The sequence below is a fragment of the Sphingobium sp. SG1 genome (assembly GCF_057063145.1).
Map to the genome: position 1 here is coordinate 703,213 of NZ_JBVVOJ010000001.1, position 18,647 is coordinate 721,859.

The following is an 18,647-nucleotide window of genomic DNA, read 5'->3' on the forward strand; positions in this document are numbered from 1 at the left end:
CCCGGCCGATCAGGACAGTCCCAGGAATTTGAAGGCCGGCGCATCCTTGAACTGGCCGCTGACCTCGCCCGAATAGGTTTTCGCCTGGTTCGGGCCAAGATCGAGCTTCCTCACCTTGGCAGAAGGCGCAAAGTCGATCGTCTTGAGGTCGACCCAGAAGCTGTTGGGCGTCATCGCGGATTCGAAGAAATAGAGCTTGCGCTTGTGATCCGCGACCGTGCGCCAGCGGGTCGACGAGATATTGGGCTGGTCGGGGGTCGAGATGCCGAGCGGCACCGAGACATTGCGGATCACGCTGAACACGCTGGCCAGCGCCGTCACCGGATCCTCGCTCTTGGGAATGGCATTCACATAGAAGGAGGCGCGGGCGAAGCGATCGGCCGAGCGGTTGGTGCCCGGCAACATGGTCGTTCCGCCAATATCCTTCCAATAAGCGTTGAGCGCCAGTTGCTCATCGAAGACCGGCGAATTGGTCATCACGGGATATTGCGGGCCGTGATGGATCACCAGCTTGCCCTTGATATATTCGAAGATGGCACTGTCGCCCGATGCGTCCGAGATCGCGAGATGAAGCGTGCCGAGCCGTTCCTCGCCGGGAATATTGTCGGTGACGACGACGAAGCTTTCCTTGCCCAGTGCGTCGACCGCCTCCCTCACCGTGGCGAAATTGTCGAGCACATATTGGGTCCAGATGGCGATGCTCATGCCCGGCTGCTTGCCATCGAAATGCGGATATTCGGATTCGACCAGCCACAGGAGATTGGCGGTCAGCCCTGCCTCGTTCATGCCGTCGGTGGTGGAAATGTCGTAGCCGGTGGCGATCACGCTGCCATAGCGGGACGTCCATTTGACCGAATTGGGGCCGGCCTCCCCGCTGCGCGCCATGCCGCGCGGAAAGATCCAGAGGTTGGTGCCGACATCGACCTTCCAGTCCATCGACCGGGCGGTGATCACATCGTCATTGGCACCATGATAGACCAGGCGCGTGCAGGCATCGGCCGACACCGAAGCCAGTTGCGCCGTCAGCAGCGCAAGACCGGACAGGAAAGCGGGCAGACGAGACATGGAACCTCCTACAAAGGTCACGATACTGTCACTGAAAATGCCGATTTTCTGAATAGTTGCCATGGGTGATAACCCGCATGACGGCTTTGGCCAACCCGTCTCTTGCGCAGTAATCGCATGCGATCACGGCCGCCCGCACCTTCGGCGCGACAAAGCGCATTGCGCAGTGCAGCATGAACAAGCCATAGAGGCGTAACGACTTATTAGGCAAAGCAGGGGACAGAGGTGATCCAGACCGTCGCGACCACGCCTTTCGACGACCAGAAGCCCGGCACATCGGGCCTGCGCAAGAAGGTTCGGGTCTTCCAGCAGCCCCATTATGCGGAAAATTTCATCCAGTCGGTGTTCGACAGCCTGGACGGCTATGCCGGCCAGACCCTGGTGATCGGCGGCGATGGCCGCTATCTCAATCGCGAAGTCATCCAGATCGCACTCAGGATGGCGGCGGCCAATGGCTTTGGCCGGGTGCTGGTCGGTCAGGGCGGTATCTTGTCCACCCCGGCTGCGTCGCATCTGATCCGCTCGTCCGGCGCCTTTGGAGGGCTGGTGCTGTCGGCCAGCCATAATCCGGGCGGCCCGGACGAGGATTTCGGCATCAAATATAATGTGTCGAACGGCGGGCCAGCCCCCGAAAAGGTGACCGACGCGATCCACGCGCGGACCCTGACGATCGACAGCTATCGCATCCTCGATGCCGCCGACGTCGATATCGACACGCTGGGGACCAGCCAGTTGGGCGCCATGACCGTCGAAGTGGTCGATCCGGTCGCCGGCTATGCCGCGCTGATGGAAAGCCTGTTCGATTTCCCCGCGATCAGGGCGATGATCGCCGGCGACTTCACCCTCGCCTTCGACTCGATGAGCGCGGTGACCGGCCCCTATGCGACCGAGATTTTCGAGAAGCGCCTGGGCGCGCCGGCCGGCACGGTGATGAACGGCACCCCCCTGCCCGACTTCGGCCATCATCATCCCGACCCCAATCTGGTCCATGCCAAGGCGCTCTATGACCGGATGACGGCCGCCGATGCGCCCGACTTCGGGGCAGCGTCGGATGGCGACGGCGATCGCAACCTGATCATCGGCCGCCATTGTTATGTGACGCCCTCGGACTCGCTCGCGGTGCTGGCCGCCAATGCCCATCTGGCGCCCGGCTATGCCGGTGGCCTCAAAGGCATTGCCCGCTCCATGCCGACCAGCGGCGCGGCCGACCGAGTGGCGCAGAAGCTGGGCATTCCGCTCTATGAAACGCCGACCGGCTGGAAATTCTTCGGCAATCTGCTCGACGCCGGCATGGCGACGATCTGCGGCGAGGAAAGCGCCGGTACCGGGTCCGACCATGTGCGCGAGAAGGACGGCATCTGGGCGGTGCTGCTATGGCTCAACATCCTGGCCGCGCGCCAGCAGAGCGTGGCCGACATCATGGCCGATCATTGGGCAACCTATGGCCGCAACTATTATGCCCGCCACGACTATGAAGCGATCGCCAAGGACAAGGCCGACACGTTGATGGCGGCGCTGCGCGACACGCTCGCCAGCCTGCCCGGCACTGGCAACAGCGGCGGCACGGTGAAGGCGGCGGACGATTTCGCCTATACCGACCCGACCGACCAGTCGGTAAGCAAGAACCAGGGCGTGCGCATATTGTTCGAGGATGGATCGCGCGTCGTCTTCCGCCTGTCGGGCACCGGCACCGAGGGCGCGACCCTGCGCGTCTATATCGAACGCTATGTCGGGCCGGACGGCGATCTGGCGCTGGCAACTGGCGATGCGCTGGCGCCGCTGGTGGCGGCGGCGCAGGAACTGGCCGACATCGCCGGCTATACCGGTATGGACCAGCCCAGCGTCATCACCTGAACCGGTTCACCATCGCTTACCCCGCAGCAACGGGACAGCAATGACCGCAACCTAAAGGCGGATGGAAATGTCGCTTTCCGCCGCCAGAGGTTTCATGCGTTTCCCGTCGCTTGCTGTCGTCCTGTCCCTTGCCGCCCTCGCCCTGCCCGCCCAGGCCGCGACGAGCGAGGACGAGCAGCTCTGGGTCAATCTGACGGCGATGGGGTCGATCAAGGACGAGCTGGTCTATTTTGCGGAAATCCAGCCCCGCGTCGGCGACGGTATATCGCGGATCGACCAGGCCCTGTTCCGTGGCGCATTGGGCGTCAAATTGTCGCGCGACATCACCCTCTATCAGGGTTATGCCCATGTCGTCGTCCCGATCGAGGGTGGCAAGGACGTCAATGAGGAACGCAGCTTCCAGCAGCTGAGCTGGACGCTGGCGCGGCCAAAGAATGCGGAGATTTCCTCGCGCACCCGGCTGGAGCAGCGCTGGCGCTCGAACGGCAGCGACATGGGCTGGCGCCTGCGCGAGATGCTGCGGGTGGAACATGCGCTGAAACCCGGCAGCGACGCGGTCAATGCGCTCGCCTATGGCGAGGTCTTCTTTGCTCTCAACGACACCGACTGGGGTGCCCGCAAGGGCTTCGACCAGTTGCGCAGCTTCGCCGGGGTCGAGATTGGCCTGCCCGGTGCATCGACCATGGAAGTCGGCTATCTCAACCAGCTGATCGACCAGGGCGGCAGCCGCCAGCGCGTCAACCATGTCGCATCGGTGACGCTGTTCTTCCGCCATTGACGCAAGGCTGGCCAATCCGCGCCGAAACCGCTATCGGCGCGGCATCATCTGAGACATGAAGGCAGTCAAATGGGTTTTCGTTGCGGTATCGTCGGGCTTCCCAATGTGGGCAAGTCCACCCTGTTCAATGCGCTGACCGAGACGCAGGCGGCGCAGGCGGCGAATTATCCCTTCTGCACGATCGAGCCCAATGAGGGCCGCGTCGCCGTGCCCGACGATCGACTACAGACCATCGCCAGGATCGGCGGCAGCGCCAAGATCATCGAGACGCAGCTCGCCTTCGTCGACATTGCCGGGCTGGTCCGCGGCGCGTCGAAGGGCGAAGGGCTGGGCAACCAGTTCCTGGCGAACATCCGCGAGACCGACGCCATCGTCCACGTCCTGCGCTGCTTCGAGGATGACGACATCACCCATGTCGAGGGCAAGGTCGATCCGATCGCCGATGCCGAGACGGTCGAAACCGAACTGATGCTCGCTGACCTCGAAAGCCTGGAAAAGCGGGTTCCCAACCTGCTCAAGAAGGGCGCGCAGGGCGACAAGGAGGCCAAGGCCGCCGCATCGGTGCTGGGCCAGACGCTGGAACTGCTGCGCGACGGCAAGCCCGCCCGCCTGACCCAGCCGCGCGACGAAGAAGAAGCCCGCCTGTTCGCCCAGGCGCAGTTGCTGACCGCCAAGCCGGTTCTCTATGTCTGCAATGTCGAGGAAGGCGCTGCCGCCGAAGGCAACGCATTTTCCGCCCGCGTGTTCGAGAAGGCGGCGGCCGAAAATGCCAGCGCGGTGATCGTGTCGGCAGCGATCGAGGCCGAACTCATCACCATGCCGGTCGAGGAACGCGGCGAATATCTCGAAGCGCTGGGCCTGACCGAAGCCGGCCTCGCCCGCATCATCCGCGCCGGCTATGAACTGCTGGGCCTCATCACCTTCTTCACCGTCGGCCCCAAGGAAGCCCGCGCCTGGACCGTGGCCAAGGGCAGCAAGGCGCCTCAGGCCGCCGGCGCCATCCACTCGGACTTCGAAAAGGGCTTCATCCGCGCCGAGACCATGGCCTATGCCGACTATGTCCAGTTCAACGGCGAAGCCGGTGCCAAGGAAGCGGGCAAGTGGCGCTCGGAAGGCAAGGATTATGTGACGCAGGACGGCGACATCATGCTGTTCCGCTTCAACGTCTGATCCGATGGCGCTGCGCATTGGCCAGCGGCCTGCGCAGCGCAAGGCCGCCTTCCTGCCCAGCGTGGATGCGGGAACGCGGCTGCTGATCCTGGGCAGCCTGCCCGGCGACGCCTCGATCAAGCAGGGCGAATATTATGCCCATCGCGGCAATGCCTTCTGGGCATTGATGAGTGACGTTCTGAACGAGGATGTCCGCAGCGCGCCCTATGCGATGAAGCTCAAACGGCTGCGCGCACGGGGCGTCGGCCTGTGGGATGTGATCGAGAGCGCCGATCGCGACGGCAGCCTGGACAGCAGCATCCGGGGTGCGGAGCTGCGCGACCTCAGCGCCTTCCTGTCCCGCCTGCCCAATCTCCGCGCGATCGCCTTCAACGGCAAGACCGCCGCCCAGCATGGCCGCCGCCAATTGGGAGAAAGGTCCGATCTGGTGATGATTGACCTCCCTTCCTCCAGCGGCGCCTATGCCAGCCTTTCACGCGATGCCAAACGACAGGCCTGGAGCGCGCTGGCGCCCTATGTCGAACCGACATGAACCATTCGTCACTTTACCGACTTGGTTGGACTGCTAAGCAGCGGTCAAATCTTCCTTTTTGCCATGAGGCCCTGATGTCCGCCCGTCGCCTGTCGCTCGCTTTTGCCCTGTCCGTTTCCACCCTGCTCGGCGCCTGCGCCCCGGCGCAGCAGCATCCAGCGAGCGTCGCCGCCGCGCCGGCCGAACAGCGCGCGCCGGTGACGATCCTGGTGTCGATCGACGGCTTCCGTCCCGATTATCTGACGCGCGGCGTCTCGCCCAATCTCAACGCGCTGGCGACCGGCGGGACCGAGGCGTCGATGCGCCCGTCCTTCCCGACCAAGACCTTCCCCAATCATTGGGCGATCGTGACCGGCGACCGGCCGGATCGCAGCGGCATCGTCGCCAATAATATGGAAGATGACAGCCGGCCCAAGGACAAGTTCACCATGGCCAGCGATGATCCATACTGGTGGAACGAAGCCGAGCCGATCTGGATCACCGCCGAAAAGCAGGGCGTGCGCACCGCGACCATGTTCTGGCCCGGCTCCAACGTCGCCTGGGGCGGTAACAAGGCGGCCGAATGGCCCTACAGGATCAGCGGCGGGTCGCGCCCGAGCGACTGGGCCCAGTTCAACGAGGCGATCAGCCCGACCCAGCGCGTCAATGGCGTGCTGGACGTGCTGCGCCGCCCGGCCGACATCCGTCCGCGCTTCGTCACCCTCTATTTCGATGAAGTCGACACCGCCGGCCATGTGAACGGCCCGGCCGCGCCGGAAACCACCCAGGCAGTCGCAGACGTCGACGCCCATATTGGCGAACTGGTCGCCGGCCTGAAGGCGCTGGGCCAGCCCGCCAATATCGTCATCGTCTCCGACCATGGCATGGCCGCCAAGGCGAATGACCGGGTGCTGCCGATCGACAAGATCGCCGACCCGGCCGACTATCGCGTCGTCGAGGCCGGCCCCTATGCCAGCCTGGTCGCCAATCCCGGCCGCGAAAAGGCGCTGGAGGCGGCACTGTTCAAGCCGCGCGACCATATGCAGTGCTGGCGCAAGAGCGAAATCCCGGCGCGCTTCCACTATGGCACGCATCGCCGCATCCCGCCCTATTTCTGCCTGGCTGAAACCGGCTGGGTGTTCCAGAATACGACGCCGACCAAGCCGGTCACCGGCGGCGACCATGGCTGGGACGATCGGGCGCCGGAAATGCAGGCGCTATTCATCGCCAACGGCCCGGCCTTCGTCAGCGGCTTCCGTCCCTCGGCCGATTTCACCAATGTCGATGTCTATCCGCTGCTCGCCCGCCTGCTGGGCGTGACGCCGGTGGCGAGCGATGGCAATCCGGCGGTGCTGCAGGGGCTGGTCAAGCCCTGATCGGGCGACATGCATTTGTCATAAAGCGGCTCTAGGCGGCGCGTCATGTTCACGCGCCGCTCGCTCCTCTCCGCCGCCGCCATCGCCCCGATCGCCGGCGCGCCCGCCATTCTCCATGCCCAGAGCTGGTTCGCCGGCTATCCCTTCGCGCTGGGCGTGGCATCGGGCGATCCGGCGCCCGACGGCTTCGTCATCTGGACCAAGCTGGCGCCGCGCCCGTTCGAGCCGCATGGCGGCATGCCGATGACGCCGATCCCGGTAAAATGGGAGGTCGCGGCCGACGATCGCTTCAGGACCATCGTTGCCGGCGGCGAAGCGATCGCCCGGCCGGAATTGGGCCACAGCGTCCATGTCGAGGTGACCGGCCTTCAGCCCGACCGGCCCTATTGGTATCGCTTTGCGCTCGGCAATGACCAGTCGACGCGTGGCCGCGCCCGCACCCTGCCGCTGGCGTCGGCGAGTCCCAAGCTGCTCAAATTCGGCGTCGCCGGCTGCCAGAATTATCAGGACGGCCTGTTCACCGCCTTCCGCCATCTGGCGCGCGAGGACGATCTCGCCTTCGTCTATCATTATGGCGACTTCATCTATGAATATAGCCAGCGCGGCCCGGACTATGACAAGGACGGCCTGCCCGGACCGCAGGTGCGCGACCATATCGGCCAGGATTGTTATGACCTTGCCGACTATCGCCTGCGCTACGCCCAATATCTGAGTGATTATGACCTGCAGGCGGCGCGCTGCCGTCATAGCTGGTTCCCGACTTTCGACGACCATGAGGTCGCCAACAACTGGGTCGGCGACATCGACGCCAGGGGCGCGCCGGCCGATGCCTTCCGCATGCGTCGCGCCGCCGGCATGCAGGCCTGGTATGAATATATGCCGGTCCGCGCGGCGATGGCGCCACGCGGCGAGATGATCGGCACCATGTATCGCCAGGCGCGCTTCGGCGACCTGTTGTCGATCGACTTCCTCGATACCCGCACCTTCCGCACTGACCAGCCCTGTGGCGACAATTTCAAGCCGGCCTGCGCCGAAATGGCCGCCACCCAGGCACAGGTCATTTCCGCTGAGGAGGAAGGCTGGCTGGCTCGCAATCTTGCCCGCCGCGACGCCAAGTGGAACTGCCTGGCGCAGCAGGTGATGATGATGACGCTCGACCGGCGCAACAGTGCGGACGCGGCGGAGCCGATCTACAATATGGACACCTGGGCCGGCTACAAGGTGCAGCGCCAGCGGCTGCTCGGCCGGATGAAGGGGCTGGACAATGTCGTGGTCCTGACCGGCGACGAGCATCAGAATTTTGCCGGCCTGCTGGATGACGGCGCCAAGCCGGTCGCGGTCGAGTTCGTGTCGACCTCCATCTCCTCAGGCGGCGACGGATCGGACCTGCGGCCCGGCAGCGACATCATCCTGAAGAATAACCCGCAGCTCAAATTCATCAACGACCAGCGCGGCTATCTGACCTGCGAAGTGACGGCCGACTCCTGGACGACGCGGGCGATGGTGATGGATCAGGTATCGGCGCCGGGCGGCCAGATCCGCACCCGCGCGACCATGACCGTTCCGCGCGGCACGCCGGGGCTGAGCATCAGCTGGCAGTTGACGTAAACGGAAAGTCACCATAAACCATGTCCGTTGCAATGGGAGACGGATAGATGGACGACATTCTCTATTTCGAGGATATCGAGATAGGCGACAGCTTCGCGTTCGGGCCGCTGACCCTGTCGCGCGAGGAAACGATCGCCTTTGCCGCGGAGTTCGATCCCCAGCCCTTCCATCTGTCCGACGAGGCTGCGGCGACCACCCATTTTCGCACCCTCTCGGCCAGCGGCTGGCACACCACCGCCCTGTTCATGAAGATGTTCGTCGCCGAAATGCAGAAGCAACCCGGACGCCAGGCGGCCAGCCTGGGCGCGATGGGCGTCGATGAACTGCGCTGGCTGCGCCCGGTCCGCCCCGGCGACACGCTGCGCGGCACCAATGAAGTGATCGACAAGAAGATTTCGCAGAGCCGCCCGGAAATGGGGATCGTCCGCAACAAGGTGACGCTCTACAACCAGAAGGACGAACCCGTCCTGACCATGTGCCCGATCGCCATGTGGCGCACCCGCCCGGCCTGATCCGCCCTCGGCCGGATGGGGCCACTTCCACTATCCCGGACCTGTCGGTGCGGATCGCCTGCCATTAAGCAAAGGCGCATTCTCATCGGGGAGCCCAGCCATGCCCAGCGCCGCGCATCTTGCCGCCTTCGCCCTCATCTCGCTCGGCATGGTGCTGACGCCGGGACCGAACATGATCTACCTGATCTCCCGCTCGATCAGCCAGGGGCGCGCCGCCGGCATGGTCTCGCTGCTCGGCGTCGCCTGCGGCTTCCTCTTCTACATGGTCGCTGCCGCCTTCGGCATCACCGCGCTGCTGATGGCGGTGCCCTTCGCCTATGATGTGCTGCGCCTGGGCGGCGCGCTCTATCTGCTGTGGCTCGCCTGGAATGCGGTGCGGCCCGGCGGCCGCTCGCCCTTCCAGGTGAAGCAATTGCCGCTCGATGGCCCGCGCAAGCTGTTCGCCATGGGGCTGCTGACCAATCTGCTCAATCCCAAGGTAGCGATGATCTATCTCTCGCTGCTGCCCCAGTTCGTCGATCCGGCGCGCGGCCATGTGCTTGGCCAATCGCTGATCCTGGGCGCGACCCAGATCGCGATCAGCCTGTCGGTCAACGCGATCATCGCCTGCCTCGCCGGATCGATCGCCGGTTTCCTCGGCACCCGGCCGCGCTGGCTGACGATCCAGCGCTGGTTCATGGGCACGGTGCTGGGCGGCCTCGCCGTGCGGATGGCGGTGGAGCGCTAGTCAGCCTCAGCCGTCACGCCGCCAGCTTGCGCGCCCGTTCGCGCCAGGCTTCGGCCAGTTGCGGCATCTCGGCCAGCGCGCGCACCGCATCAGGATCGGCCTTGTGCCCGCCGCCGATCAGCAGGCGAAAGACCCGCTCGATGCTCCAGTCGGGCAAGGGCCGCTCCAGCAACCCCATCCGCGTGCCCGCTTCCGCCTCGCCTTCGCGGATCACTCGGAAATAGATGCCGCAGCGCGCGGTCTTGACGATCGTCGCCATCACGTCGCGGGCACCGAAACGATGGTCGAGTTTCCAACAAGGCTGGCGGCCATGGCTCACCTCCACCACCGCGCTGCCCAGACTGAACCGGTCGCCCAGGCATATGTCGCTTTCGGTCATGCCGCGGCTTGCGATATTCTCGCCAAAGGCGCCGGGCGCGTCGAGCAGTGGATGATCGGGCTTGCGATCGCGCCACCAGCCATAATGGTCCTGCGGATAGAGATGGATCGCCTTGTCCCAGCCGCCATGATGAACGGTATCGGCCACCCCGTCGCCCGCGAACCCCAGCCAGTTGATGCGGATCGGGCCAGCGACCGGCAGCTTGCCAATGGCGCTATGCTCGTCATCACGAAAGGGCCGGGGCATGCCGATCAGCAGCGCATCGATGGTCATGAAAGGCTGGGTCATGCCGCTCCATGCCATGGTTGCAGCGCGATGACGATGGCCAGTTGCGGCCAGCTTGCCCCGTCCGCCCCTAAGATCAGGCGGCGCTCAGTTCCGATCCCAGCTTGAGCACCAGGTCGCCCTTGTCGGTATGGACCAGATAGGCGGGATCGCGGGTGGACCCGTTGCGACGGATCAGGGAGCCAGCGATCATCCGCTCCACATGCCGCTCGAACCGCTCAGCTATGCGTCCCCGGCCGACACCCTGCCCCCAATTCCACCTGACCCGTGTTCCCTTGCGGAATCTCTCGGCCATCAGCAGACATCCTCTCCTTCGGGGGCAATCATGCCGGCCGGCTTTCCCGGTCAGCCTCAGCAAAATTCCCGAGACCCGCTCTGGTTCCTTGGGTTTTTCGCCGGTCTGGTCTAAGGGGCCGCGATGGATGTTACCGGACTTCGTGTCGCGCTGTTCAGCGGCAATTATAATTATGTGCGCGACGGCGCGAACCAGGCGCTCAATCGCTTCGTCGGCTATCTGCTGCGTCAGGGTGCGCAGGTGCGCATCTATGCCCCGACCACCGATACGCCCGCCTTTCCGCCGACCGGCGACCTGGTCAGCGCGCCGTCCATTCCCGTGCCCGGCCGCCCGGAATATCGCATCCCCACCCGCCTGTCGCGCGCGCTGCGCCGAGATCTGAAGGCGTTCGCGCCCAACATGATCCATCTGTCGAGCCCCGATCCGCTCGGCCATCGGGCACTGACCTGGGCGCGCGATCATGACCTGCCCGCCGTTGCTTCGGTCCACACCCGGTTCGAAACCTATCCGCGCTATTATGGCCTCGCCTTCCTGGAACCGGCGATCGAGGGCATTCTCCGCCGCTTCTACCGCCGCTGCGATGCGATCGTCGCCCCGTCGGAATCGATGGCCCAGTTGCTGCGCGAACAGCGGATGAGCTATGATGTCGGCATCTGGACCCGTGGCATCGACCGCGAGATCTTCACCCCTCAGCGCCGCGATCTCGACTGGCGCCGGTCGCTCGGCTTTGCCGACGATGTGCCGGTGATCGGCTTCATTGGCCGTCAGGTGATGGAAAAGGGGCTGGACGTCTTTTCCGACACGATCGACCAGCTGACCGCACGCAAGGTGCCGCACAAGGTGCTGGTGGTTGGCGAAGGGCCGGCCCGCGAATGGTTCCAGAACCGCTTGCCCGATGCCGTCTTCACCGGCTTCCAGGGCGGGGCCGACCTGGGCCGCGCGGTCGCCAGCATGGACATGCTGTTCAACCCGTCGGTCACCGAGACGTTCGGCAATGTCACGCTGGAGGCGATGGCCTGCCGCCTGCCGACCGTCGCCGCCCGCGCCACCGGCAGCGAAAATCTGGTGCAGGAAGGCGTTACCGGCCGGCTGATCCGCCCCGGCGCCATCGGCAAGTTCGCCGACGCATTGCAAATCTACTGCACCGATGGTGCTGCCCGCGCCAGCGCAGGCGCCGCCGCCGAGGCGCAGGCTGAACATTTCGGCTGGGACCAGGTGAACCAGGCTCTGGTCGACACCTATTTGCGGATCATCCGTCAGCGCGCCCAGGGTGCCAAGATCCGTTCCAGCCCTGTTCCCTGATCGGTCCGGCCGACCTATATCGGGACCGATGGCTGATCTTTTCTCTTCCGACGATGTCCTTCCCGCCGGCATCGACCATGCCCCGCTGGCCGATCGGTTGCGTCCGGCCGTGCTGGCCGATGTGGTCGGCCAGGAACATCTGACCGGCCCGGACGGGGCCATCGGCCGGATGGTGGCCGCCGGCCGCCTGTCATCTATCCTCTTCTGGGGACCGCCCGGCACCGGCAAGACGACGATATCGCGGCTGCTCGCTGATGCCGTTGGCATGCGGTTCGAGCCTATCTCGGCCGTCTTTTCCGGCGTCGCCGACCTCAAGAAGGTGTTCGCCACCGCAAAGGACCATGGCCGTCGCGGCGAGAAGACCCTGCTCTTCGTGGACGAGATCCACCGCTTCAACCGCGCGCAGCAGGACAGTTTCCTGCCTTTCGTCGAGGATGGCACAGTCACGCTGGTCGGCGCCACGACCGAAAATCCCAGTTTCGAACTGAACGCTGCGCTCCTGTCCCGCGCGCAGGTGCTGATCCTGCGTCGGCTCGACGCTGCGGCGCTCGAACAATTGCTGGACCGGGCCGAAGCGCTGATCGGCCGCCCGTTGCCGCTGGATATGGCCGCGCGCGAAGCGCTGCTGGCCAGCGCGGACGGCGACGGCCGCCTCCTGCTCAATCAGGTCGAAACGCTCTATTCGATCGATATCCCCGCCCCGCTCGATCCGGCGGCCCTATCCGCCCTGCTTCACCGCCGCGTCGCGGTCTATGACAAGGATCGCGAGGGCCATTACAACCTCATCTCCGCGCTTCACAAATCTCTGCGCGGCTCTGATCCGCAAGCGGCGCTCTATTATCTTGCCCGCATGCTGACCGCTGGCGAGGAGCCGCTTTATGTGCTGCGCCGGCTCGTCCGTTTCGCCACCGAGGATATCGGCCTCGCCGACCCGCAGGCAGTGGTCCAGTGCCTTGCCGCCAAGGATGCCTATGAATTTCTCGGTTCGCCCGAAGGCGAACTGGCGATCGTTCAGGCCTGCATCTATTGCGCCACCGCGCCCAAGTCGAACGCCGGCTATATGGCGATGAAGACGGCATTCCGCACTGCGCGCGAAACCGGATCGCTGATGCCGCCGATGAACATCGTCAATGCCCCGACCAAGCTGATGAAGCAGGTCGGCTATGGCAAGAATTACCAATATGACCATGATGCCGAGGGCGGTTTTTCCGGCGCCAATTACTGGCCGGAAGAGATGAGCCCGCAGACCTTCTACACGCCGACCGAGCGTGGGTTCGAGGCGCGGATCGCCGAGCGCATTGCCTATTGGAACAAGCTGCGCGCCGAACGCGGCGCGGCGTGACGCCCCGGTTCGCGCGCTTCGCCGCGATCGACTGGTCGGGCGCCAAGGGCACGCGGCACAAGGGGATCGCGGTCGCCATCTGCGGCAGCGGGCGGAATGCGCCGGAACTGGTCGAGGCGCCGGGCGGCATCTGGTCGCGCCAGGCGGTCGCCGACTGGCTGATCGCAACGGCGCGCGAGGCACCGACCCTGTTCGGCTTCGACTTCAGCTTCGCCCCACCCTTCGTCGCACGCGGCGCCTATCTGCCTGGCGATCCGACGCCAACCGACGCACCGGCTTTCTGGGCCTATGTCGATGCGGTCTGCGCCGATCCCGATCTGGGTGCCGCCAGCCTGCTGGAAACCACCCATCGTCGTCATTTCTATTTCGGCAAGGCCGACGGAATGAAGGCCGAGTTTCTGCACAACCGCGCCTGCGAAGACCATTATAATGCCGGGGGCGGCGGCAAGCCGTCGACCATCTATGACGCGATCGGCGCGGCGCAGGTGGCCAAGGCCAGCTTTGCCGGCATGCGCCTGCTCCACCAGATCCGCCCGCATGTGCCGGTCTGGCCGTTCGATCCGCTGCCTGCCACCGGATCGCTGGTCGTCGAAATCTATACCAGCATCGCAGCGCGCGCCGCCGGGCGGCCCAAGGGCCGGACCAAGATGCGCGATCTCGCCGCCCTCAATAACGCGCTGACCATGTTCGCAACCGCCCCCTACTTCGGTCCGCTCGCCGCCGATCATCAAGCCGATGCCCTGCTGACCGCCGCCTGGATGCGCGAAAGCGCAGAAAATCGGGCACTTTGGACACCTTTGCCCCTGACCGGCGAAATTGCGCGCACAGAGGGCTGGACGTTCGGCGTGATCTGATAGTAAGGGCGTCCGACCCGTCGGGTGCGCCGGCTTAGCACAGCGGTAGTGCAGCGGTTTTGTAAACCGAAGGTCGGGGGTTCGATCCCCTCAGCCGGCACCGACGGACTCTTGAACGGTGCGCTCATGCGCACTCGATGGCACTCGGCATCCCGGAAACAAAATGGGGGCCGACATCGCTGCCGGCCCCCACTAACGTCGGTTCCTTTCGGCCACATGCCCTTGCGGGTTGCGCCTTCCGGTCCGGCGATGTGATGTGTTGCCACATCTTCGCGCGGGAGAACGAGCCCGAAGGTCTGTTCACCCTTGCAGACCTTTCATCTGAAGCCCGACGTTCACTTTCGCGCGTACCCGGCATCATCCTGAAAGGCTTGGATCCGATCGTCCCTGCCATCCTCGCGCATGGCAGCTCCCAACGGACCATCAGGGCAAAAAATCCTTGATTTCTCTTGGATTTTCCGGCTTTGGATCGCTCCTTGCCGACTGTCCCGATAAGAGGATGCTGTCACGATCCGCGAGTCGCACAAAGCGGATTCAGACAGTTTGAAGACAGGCCGCGCCACAAATCTGTGGATAACTTTGGATAAGTCTGAAAATCGGCGGAGATCCGTGCGCTTCAGGCCGGCGTCCAATCGGGCGGTGCGAGCGTGAAGCCCGCAAAGTCGAAGCCCGGCGTGACCGTGCAACTGACGAGCGCCCATCCGCCGACCGGCCGCGCCGCCTGCCAATGATGCGCCGGGACCAGGCGCTGCGGCAGCAGACCTGCTGCAATGTCCGGCCCCAAAAGATGATCGACCCCCGGCCCCGCCGGCGGAGCGATGCCAAGGATGATCGGGGCGCCCGCATGCCAGAACCACATCTCGTCGGCATCGACCCGATGCCAGTGCGATCGCTGATGCGCCTCCAGCAGGAACAGGATCGCGGTGCCGGCCGCTCTCTGGCCCGCTGCCGCCTGGGCCCGCCAGGTCTCGCGATACCAGCCGCCTTCGGGATGCGGGGCCAGGTCGAGCGCCCGGATCAGTGCGGCAGCATCCTGCCCGTCGCCTGCGTTCATCGCTTCACCTCAAATTTAATTTCCGCTGAAACAAAAACTTATGCCGTTGTCAGAGGTTCATGCAACCTAGGTCAATAGGCAGGGGTTCAATCGGCTGACAACGCAATTCGGAGGAGATATTATGCGTAACGCCCTGATGGCCATGGCCGCCCTGTCGCTGGCCATTCCCGTGTCGATGGCCGTTCCCACGGACGGCGCACAGGCCCGCAAACATTATCGTTACAAGGAATGGCGCGGTCGCGACGGGCGCACCTATTGCCGCAAGTCCAATGGCACGACCGGCCTGATCGTCGGCGGCGTCGGCGGCGCCCTGGTTGGCCGCGCGATCGATACCCGTGGCGACCGTGCGACCGGCACGATCCTGGGCGCCGCCGGTGGCGCGCTGCTCGGCAAGGAAATCGACAGCAAGCGTCGCTGCCGCTGATCCCGTCGTCAAGGACAACGAAAAAGGGCGGCTTCCCATCGGGAAGCCGCCCTTTTTGATGGCCGAGGCCAAATGGCTTAGTTGGTCGCGCCCGAAGCCGCGCCGCGCGCGTCATCGACCTTGAACGACACGGTCTGACCGCCCGAGACGCCCGAAACCTTGTCACCCTTGACCTGCAGGTTGAAGGCGACGGCGTCGGGGTAACGACGGCCCGAGATCACCTTGCCGGTCTTGGTATCCTTGACGTCATAGACGTAGGTGTAGCCTTCGTGGGTGAAGCGCTGCTTGGCGGCGTCCTGCGCATTGGCGGGGGCAGCGACGGCAACGATGGCGCTCAGGGCGCCGGCGACAACAAACTTGGACAGCATTCGCATGGGTGTGCTCCTTGTGAATGCCCTCAAACACCTCTTGGACATTCTGTTCTGTTGCCACCCATATGTTGCAGCGCAAAAACTCATACAATCGCAAAAAACGGCGTTCCAGTTGCGCGGAACGCAATCGAGGCAGTCTCGTTTTTCTAAGCCTTTGACAAGGCGACGATATGCTCGAACTGCTGCGGCGTCAGCGGCGCGACGGACAGGCGCGATTGCCGTAACATCACCATGTCGGCCAATGCCGGGTCCGCCTTCATCGTCTTCAGTGTCACCGGGCGATCCAGTTTCTTGTGCGGCGCAACATGGACCGCGATCCACTTGCCGGTCTCGTCGGTGCTGTCCGGCGCCGCTTCCTCGACAATCTCCATGATGCCGACCGCCTCGACGCCGATATTGCTGTGATAGAAGAAGGCCAGGTCGCCCTTGCGCATCGCCTTCATATGCAACTGGGCCGCATGGTTGCGCACCCCGTCCCATTCCGCCTTCCCCTTCTTGACCAGGTCGGCATAGGAAAAGACGTCGGGTTCCGATTTCATCAGCCAGTAGTTCATGCCGCATCCTTGCATCAGGCGCCAAGGACGATCAAGGATGGGAACCATCGCGGCTGATCGCTATATCATCCGCAAGCCAAATCGATCTGGAGAATATACGTGTCGCAATCCGTGCTGGACCAGGTGCCCGTCCTGTCCATGGCAGAGATGAGCAAGGGCGATTTCGCCGCCGCCTTCGGTGGTTCCTTCCAACGCTTCGGCTTCGCCATGGTCAAGGACCATGGCATGGACCAGGCGCTGGTCGACAAGGGATGGGCGCTGGCACGCGAATTTTTCGCTCAGCCGGTCGAGATGAAGCGCGCCTATGATGCCAAGTTCAATGGCGGCCAGCGTGGCTACACCGCTTTCGGCGTGGAGATTGCCAAGGGCGCGAGCGAGAACGACCTCAAGGAATTCTGGCATGTCGGCCGCGACCTTGCGCCCGGCGATCCGCTCGCCGAAACCATGCCGCCCAATGTCTGGCCGACCGAAATGCCGGCGTTCCGCGACGTGTTCGCGCCGCTCTATGCCGAGTTCGACCGGGTCGGCGCGGAACTGCTGTCGGCGATCGCCCTCTATCTGGGCCTGCCCGAACGCTGGTTCGACGGCCCGATCAAGGACGGCAACTCGATCCTGCGCCTGCTCCATTACCCGCCGGTGTCGCCCGAGGCTCCGGGCATCCGCGCCGGCGCCCATGAGGATATCAACCTCATCACCCTGTTGCTGGGCGCCGAGGAAGGCGGGCTGGAACTGAAGGATCGCGACGGCAACTGGCTACCGGTCGTGCCGCCGCCGGGCGCGCTCGCCATCAATGTCGGCGACATGCTGCAGCGGCTGACCAACCATGTACTGCCCTCGACCAGCCACCGCGTCGTCAATCCGCCGCCGGAACGGCGCGGCCATTCGCGCTATTCCATGCCCTTCTTCCTGCATCTGCGCCCGGACTTCATGATCGACGCGCTGCCGCAATGCGTGACGCCGGACAATCCGCGCCGCGAGGAGCCGATCAGTGCGCATGACTATCTGACCGAGCGGCTGATCGAGATCGGCCTGATCAAGAAGGCGTAAGAAAATGCCCGCCGCTGCGTCCGGCAGCGGCGGGCCTCTCATTCTCAGCGCAAGCGGCGCTTATTTCCGGCCGCGACCCAGGGTGATGCCGATTTCCTCGCCCCGCTCGCTCAGCGCCAGCTTGACGATCTTCACCTCGACATGGCGGACCTTGTCGTCCTGCAGGAAGATGGTCTCGATGATATGGTCGGCCACCCCCTCGATCAAAGTGAAATGCAGCCCCTCGGGCAGCGCGGTCGACGCGGCATGCTTGAGGTCCATGTAGTTTTTCGACTCGCTGAGCGGCGTATCGGGATCATAATGGTCCGCGATCCGCAGCTTGGCCCGGATCGAGATGCGCAGCGGCTGGGGCAGATGCGTCTCTTCCGAATAGATGCCGGTCAATACGTCGACGTGCAGGTTGTTGACCTCCAGCGTCAGATAATCGTCAAAAATGCTGTCCATAGCTCGCCATGTCCGGTCGCGCGAAGGGCGCGGATCCAGTTTGATCTTTCCTTTTGCGGCATGGGCGCTATAGGCCCGCCGCTTCCGGCGCGGTCCATGCGCCATTGATGGCGGATCGGCAAGACATGTCAGCAATTCTTCCCCTCGACAGCCAGCCCGCCGACGCGATCGAGGGCCTGCTGGACGCCGCCTTCGGTCCCGACCGGCACGGCCGCACCGCCTATCTGATCCGCGATGGCATGCCCTGGCTGCCTGCCCTCTCCTTTGCTGTGCTGGACGAAAAGGGGGACCTGATCGGATCGCTGCAAAGCTGGCCGGTGGCGCTAACCCACGAGGATGGCAGCCAATTGCCGCTGATCATGGTCGGCCCGGTCGCGGTTGCGCCGGCGCATCAGAAGGGCGGCCACGGCCGCGCGATGATGGATGCGGTGGTCGCCGCCGCCCGCGCACAGGCCTGCGAACCGCTGATGATGATCGGCGATCCGGAATATTATGGCCGCTTCTGGGGCTTCACCGCCGACGGCACCGCCGGCTGGGATTGCCCCGGCCCGTTCGAGCCCCGGCGCCTGCTCGCCTTGTCGGTCGATGGTCGCCCGGTCGGCGGAACCGGCATGCTGTCGCCGCGAATCACCGTTACCGCCTGACCCGACCGAAAGACCTTTGCCAAGCGGGCCGGCCGCTCCTATCTGCTTTCC

At 64.5% G+C, this 18,647-nt stretch carries 22 protein-coding genes and 1 tRNA gene; 16 read left to right on the plus strand and 7 right to left on the minus strand.

All coding sequences use genetic code 11. The annotated features are described in order from the left end of the window. Nucleotides 1–9 precede the first annotated feature (9 nt). A complete protein-coding gene (locus AC0KVN_RS04770) occupies nucleotides 10–1,065 on the minus strand; it encodes a linear amide C-N hydrolase (protein ID WP_435567462.1) in 1,056 nt (351 codons plus the stop codon). Nucleotides 1,066–1,290: 225 nt separating this feature from the next. Here AC0KVN_RS04770 and AC0KVN_RS04775 point away from each other — a divergent pair, with 225 nt between their 5' ends. The 8 genes from AC0KVN_RS04775 to AC0KVN_RS04810 all read left to right on the plus strand — a co-directional run bounded on the left by AC0KVN_RS04775 (nucleotide 1,291) and on the right by AC0KVN_RS04810 (nucleotide 9,601). Then, nucleotides 1,291–2,919, plus strand: a complete 1,629-nt coding sequence (locus AC0KVN_RS04775; protein WP_435567461.1) for an alpha-D-glucose phosphate-specific phosphoglucomutase — start codon at nucleotides 1,291–1,293, stop codon at nucleotides 2,917–2,919. A gap of 67 nt (nucleotides 2,920–2,986) precedes the next feature. Continuing rightward, entirely contained in the window at nucleotides 2,987–3,697 is a 711-nt protein-coding gene (locus AC0KVN_RS04780; protein ID WP_435567460.1) for a DUF2490 domain-containing protein, read from the plus strand. A 69-nt stretch (nucleotides 3,698–3,766) separates the two neighbouring features. After that, the gene (ychF, locus tag AC0KVN_RS04785; RefSeq protein WP_004207317.1) at nucleotides 3,767–4,867 is read left to right on the plus strand and encodes a redox-regulated ATPase YchF; all 1,101 of its coding nucleotides are present in this window, start codon (nucleotides 3,767–3,769) and stop codon (nucleotides 4,865–4,867) included. Between the two features lie 4 nt (nucleotides 4,868–4,871). Next, on the plus strand, nucleotides 4,872–5,399 hold the full coding sequence (locus AC0KVN_RS04790; RefSeq protein WP_435567459.1) for a DNA-deoxyinosine glycosylase: 528 nt from the start codon (nucleotides 4,872–4,874) through the stop codon (nucleotides 5,397–5,399). 74 nt (nucleotides 5,400–5,473) lie between these two features. Further along, nucleotides 5,474–6,754 carry an alkaline phosphatase family protein gene (locus tag AC0KVN_RS04795; protein ID WP_435567458.1) on the plus strand — a complete coding sequence of 427 codons (1,281 nt, stop codon included), beginning with the start codon at nucleotides 5,474–5,476 and terminating at the stop codon, nucleotides 6,752–6,754. Nucleotides 6,755–6,799: 45 nt separating this feature from the next. Beyond that, a complete protein-coding gene (locus tag AC0KVN_RS04800; protein ID WP_435567457.1) occupies nucleotides 6,800–8,362 on the plus strand; it encodes an alkaline phosphatase D family protein in 1,563 nt (520 codons plus the stop codon). 47 nt (nucleotides 8,363–8,409) lie between these two features. Then, nucleotides 8,410–8,874 (plus strand): MaoC family dehydratase, encoded by a 465-nt coding sequence (locus AC0KVN_RS04805; RefSeq protein ID WP_010337834.1) that lies wholly within the window; start codon nucleotides 8,410–8,412, stop codon nucleotides 8,872–8,874. A 100-nt stretch (nucleotides 8,875–8,974) separates the two neighbouring features. Further along, nucleotides 8,975–9,601: a LysE family translocator gene (locus tag AC0KVN_RS04810; RefSeq protein ID WP_004207323.1), complete on the plus strand. Its 627-nt coding sequence runs from the start codon at nucleotides 8,975–8,977 to the stop codon at nucleotides 9,599–9,601. Between the two features lie 13 nt (nucleotides 9,602–9,614). Here AC0KVN_RS04810 and AC0KVN_RS04815 read toward each other — a convergent pair whose 3' ends face one another. Further along, entirely contained in the window at nucleotides 9,615–10,268 is a 654-nt protein-coding gene (locus AC0KVN_RS04815) for an MOSC domain-containing protein (RefSeq protein WP_278393309.1), read from the minus strand. A gap of 73 nt (nucleotides 10,269–10,341) precedes the next feature. Beyond that, complete coding sequence (locus AC0KVN_RS04820; RefSeq protein ID WP_435567456.1) at nucleotides 10,342–10,560, minus strand: hypervirulence associated TUDOR domain-containing protein; 219 nt, start codon at nucleotides 10,558–10,560, stop codon at nucleotides 10,342–10,344. Between the two features lie 123 nt (nucleotides 10,561–10,683). On the opposite strand from AC0KVN_RS04820, the gene AC0KVN_RS04825 reads away from it, so the two are divergent. From AC0KVN_RS04825 to AC0KVN_RS04845, 5 genes are all read left to right on the plus strand, one after another. Further along, complete coding sequence (locus AC0KVN_RS04825; protein WP_435567455.1) at nucleotides 10,684–11,862, plus strand: glycosyltransferase family 4 protein; 1,179 nt, start codon at nucleotides 10,684–10,686, stop codon at nucleotides 11,860–11,862. Nucleotides 11,863–11,890: 28 nt separating this feature from the next. Then, nucleotides 11,891–13,204, plus strand: a complete 1,314-nt coding sequence (locus AC0KVN_RS04830; protein WP_435567454.1) for a replication-associated recombination protein A — start codon at nucleotides 11,891–11,893, stop codon at nucleotides 13,202–13,204. Further along, nucleotides 13,201–14,058, plus strand: coding sequence for a hypothetical protein (locus AC0KVN_RS04835; RefSeq protein WP_435567453.1), 858 nt, complete (start codon nucleotides 13,201–13,203; stop codon nucleotides 14,056–14,058). Before AC0KVN_RS04830 ends, AC0KVN_RS04835 begins: the two co-directional genes overlap by 4 nt. A 28-nt stretch (nucleotides 14,059–14,086) precedes the next feature. Then, nucleotides 14,087–14,158 (plus strand) — tRNA-Thr (locus AC0KVN_RS04840). 37 nt (nucleotides 14,159–14,195) lie between these two features. Continuing rightward, nucleotides 14,196–14,501, plus strand: coding sequence for a hypothetical protein (locus tag AC0KVN_RS04845; protein ID WP_435567452.1), 306 nt, complete (start codon nucleotides 14,196–14,198; stop codon nucleotides 14,499–14,501). 173 nt (nucleotides 14,502–14,674) lie between these two features. Here the strand turns inward: AC0KVN_RS04845 and AC0KVN_RS04850 are convergent, their stop codons facing one another. Further along, nucleotides 14,675–15,112 (minus strand): cupin domain-containing protein, encoded by a 438-nt coding sequence (locus tag AC0KVN_RS04850; RefSeq protein ID WP_435567451.1) that lies wholly within the window; start codon nucleotides 15,110–15,112, stop codon nucleotides 14,675–14,677. 121 nt (nucleotides 15,113–15,233) lie between these two features. Here AC0KVN_RS04850 and AC0KVN_RS04855 point away from each other — a divergent pair, with 121 nt between their 5' ends. After that, nucleotides 15,234–15,536, plus strand: coding sequence for a glycine zipper 2TM domain-containing protein (locus tag AC0KVN_RS04855; RefSeq protein WP_010337759.1), 303 nt, complete (start codon nucleotides 15,234–15,236; stop codon nucleotides 15,534–15,536). Nucleotides 15,537–15,613: 77 nt separating this feature from the next. Here the strand turns inward: AC0KVN_RS04855 and AC0KVN_RS04860 are convergent, their stop codons facing one another. Continuing rightward, nucleotides 15,614–15,904, minus strand: coding sequence for a hypothetical protein (locus tag AC0KVN_RS04860; RefSeq protein ID WP_010337758.1), 291 nt, complete (start codon nucleotides 15,902–15,904; stop codon nucleotides 15,614–15,616). Nucleotides 15,905–16,053: 149 nt separating this feature from the next. Beyond that, nucleotides 16,054–16,461, minus strand: a complete 408-nt coding sequence (locus tag AC0KVN_RS04865; protein WP_004207335.1) for an EVE domain-containing protein — start codon at nucleotides 16,459–16,461, stop codon at nucleotides 16,054–16,056. Nucleotides 16,462–16,560: 99 nt separating this feature from the next. On the opposite strand from AC0KVN_RS04865, the gene AC0KVN_RS04870 reads away from it, so the two are divergent. Beyond that, nucleotides 16,561–17,508 (plus strand): isopenicillin N synthase family dioxygenase, encoded by a 948-nt coding sequence (locus AC0KVN_RS04870; RefSeq protein ID WP_004207336.1) that lies wholly within the window; start codon nucleotides 16,561–16,563, stop codon nucleotides 17,506–17,508. A gap of 60 nt (nucleotides 17,509–17,568) precedes the next feature. On the opposite strand, the gene AC0KVN_RS04875 is transcribed toward AC0KVN_RS04870, so the two are convergent. Continuing rightward, complete coding sequence (locus tag AC0KVN_RS04875; RefSeq protein WP_004207337.1) at nucleotides 17,569–17,952, minus strand: dihydroneopterin aldolase; 384 nt, start codon at nucleotides 17,950–17,952, stop codon at nucleotides 17,569–17,571. Nucleotides 17,953–18,077: 125 nt separating this feature from the next. Here AC0KVN_RS04875 and AC0KVN_RS04880 point away from each other — a divergent pair, with 125 nt between their 5' ends. Beyond that, the gene (locus AC0KVN_RS04880) at nucleotides 18,078–18,596 is read left to right on the plus strand and encodes a GNAT family N-acetyltransferase (protein ID WP_333702221.1); all 519 of its coding nucleotides are present in this window, start codon (nucleotides 18,078–18,080) and stop codon (nucleotides 18,594–18,596) included. The last annotated feature ends 51 nt before the right edge of the window (nucleotides 18,597–18,647 follow it).

What these genes read in the sequence shown, in the direction of transcription:
- AC0KVN_RS04770 (WP_435567462.1), bottom strand. Translation starts at nt 1,065, where the DNA reads ATGTCTCGTCTGCCCGCTTTCCTGTCCGGTCTTGCGCTGCTGACGGCG.
- AC0KVN_RS04780 (WP_435567460.1), top strand. Translation starts at nt 2,987, where the DNA reads ATGTCGCTTTCCGCCGCCAGAGGTTTCATGCGTTTCCCGTCGCTTGCT.
- ychF (WP_004207317.1), top strand. Translation starts at nt 3,767, where the DNA reads ATGGGTTTTCGTTGCGGTATCGTCGGGCTTCCCAATGTGGGCAAGTCC.
- AC0KVN_RS04790 (WP_435567459.1), top strand. Translation starts at nt 4,872, where the DNA reads ATGGCGCTGCGCATTGGCCAGCGGCCTGCGCAGCGCAAGGCCGCCTTC.
- AC0KVN_RS04795 (WP_435567458.1), top strand. Translation starts at nt 5,474, where the DNA reads ATGTCCGCCCGTCGCCTGTCGCTCGCTTTTGCCCTGTCCGTTTCCACC.
- AC0KVN_RS04800 (WP_435567457.1), top strand. Translation starts at nt 6,800, where the DNA reads ATGTTCACGCGCCGCTCGCTCCTCTCCGCCGCCGCCATCGCCCCGATC.
- AC0KVN_RS04805 (WP_010337834.1), top strand. Translation starts at nt 8,410, where the DNA reads ATGGACGACATTCTCTATTTCGAGGATATCGAGATAGGCGACAGCTTC.
- AC0KVN_RS04810 (WP_004207323.1), top strand. Translation starts at nt 8,975, where the DNA reads ATGCCCAGCGCCGCGCATCTTGCCGCCTTCGCCCTCATCTCGCTCGGC.
- AC0KVN_RS04815 (WP_278393309.1), bottom strand. Translation starts at nt 10,268, where the DNA reads ATGACCCAGCCTTTCATGACCATCGATGCGCTGCTGATCGGCATGCCC.
- AC0KVN_RS04820 (WP_435567456.1), bottom strand. Translation starts at nt 10,560, where the DNA reads ATGGCCGAGAGATTCCGCAAGGGAACACGGGTCAGGTGGAATTGGGGG.
- AC0KVN_RS04825 (WP_435567455.1), top strand. Translation starts at nt 10,684, where the DNA reads ATGGATGTTACCGGACTTCGTGTCGCGCTGTTCAGCGGCAATTATAAT.
- AC0KVN_RS04830 (WP_435567454.1), top strand. Translation starts at nt 11,891, where the DNA reads ATGGCTGATCTTTTCTCTTCCGACGATGTCCTTCCCGCCGGCATCGAC.
- AC0KVN_RS04845 (WP_435567452.1), top strand. Translation starts at nt 14,196, where the DNA reads ATGGCACTCGGCATCCCGGAAACAAAATGGGGGCCGACATCGCTGCCG.
- AC0KVN_RS04850 (WP_435567451.1), bottom strand. Translation starts at nt 15,112, where the DNA reads ATGAACGCAGGCGACGGGCAGGATGCTGCCGCACTGATCCGGGCGCTC.
- AC0KVN_RS04855 (WP_010337759.1), top strand. Translation starts at nt 15,234, where the DNA reads ATGCGTAACGCCCTGATGGCCATGGCCGCCCTGTCGCTGGCCATTCCC.
- AC0KVN_RS04860 (WP_010337758.1), bottom strand. Translation starts at nt 15,904, where the DNA reads ATGCTGTCCAAGTTTGTTGTCGCCGGCGCCCTGAGCGCCATCGTTGCC.
- AC0KVN_RS04865 (WP_004207335.1), bottom strand. Translation starts at nt 16,461, where the DNA reads ATGAACTACTGGCTGATGAAATCGGAACCCGACGTCTTTTCCTATGCC.
- AC0KVN_RS04875 (WP_004207337.1), bottom strand. Translation starts at nt 17,952, where the DNA reads ATGGACAGCATTTTTGACGATTATCTGACGCTGGAGGTCAACAACCTG.
- AC0KVN_RS04880 (WP_333702221.1), top strand. Translation starts at nt 18,078, where the DNA reads ATGTCAGCAATTCTTCCCCTCGACAGCCAGCCCGCCGACGCGATCGAG.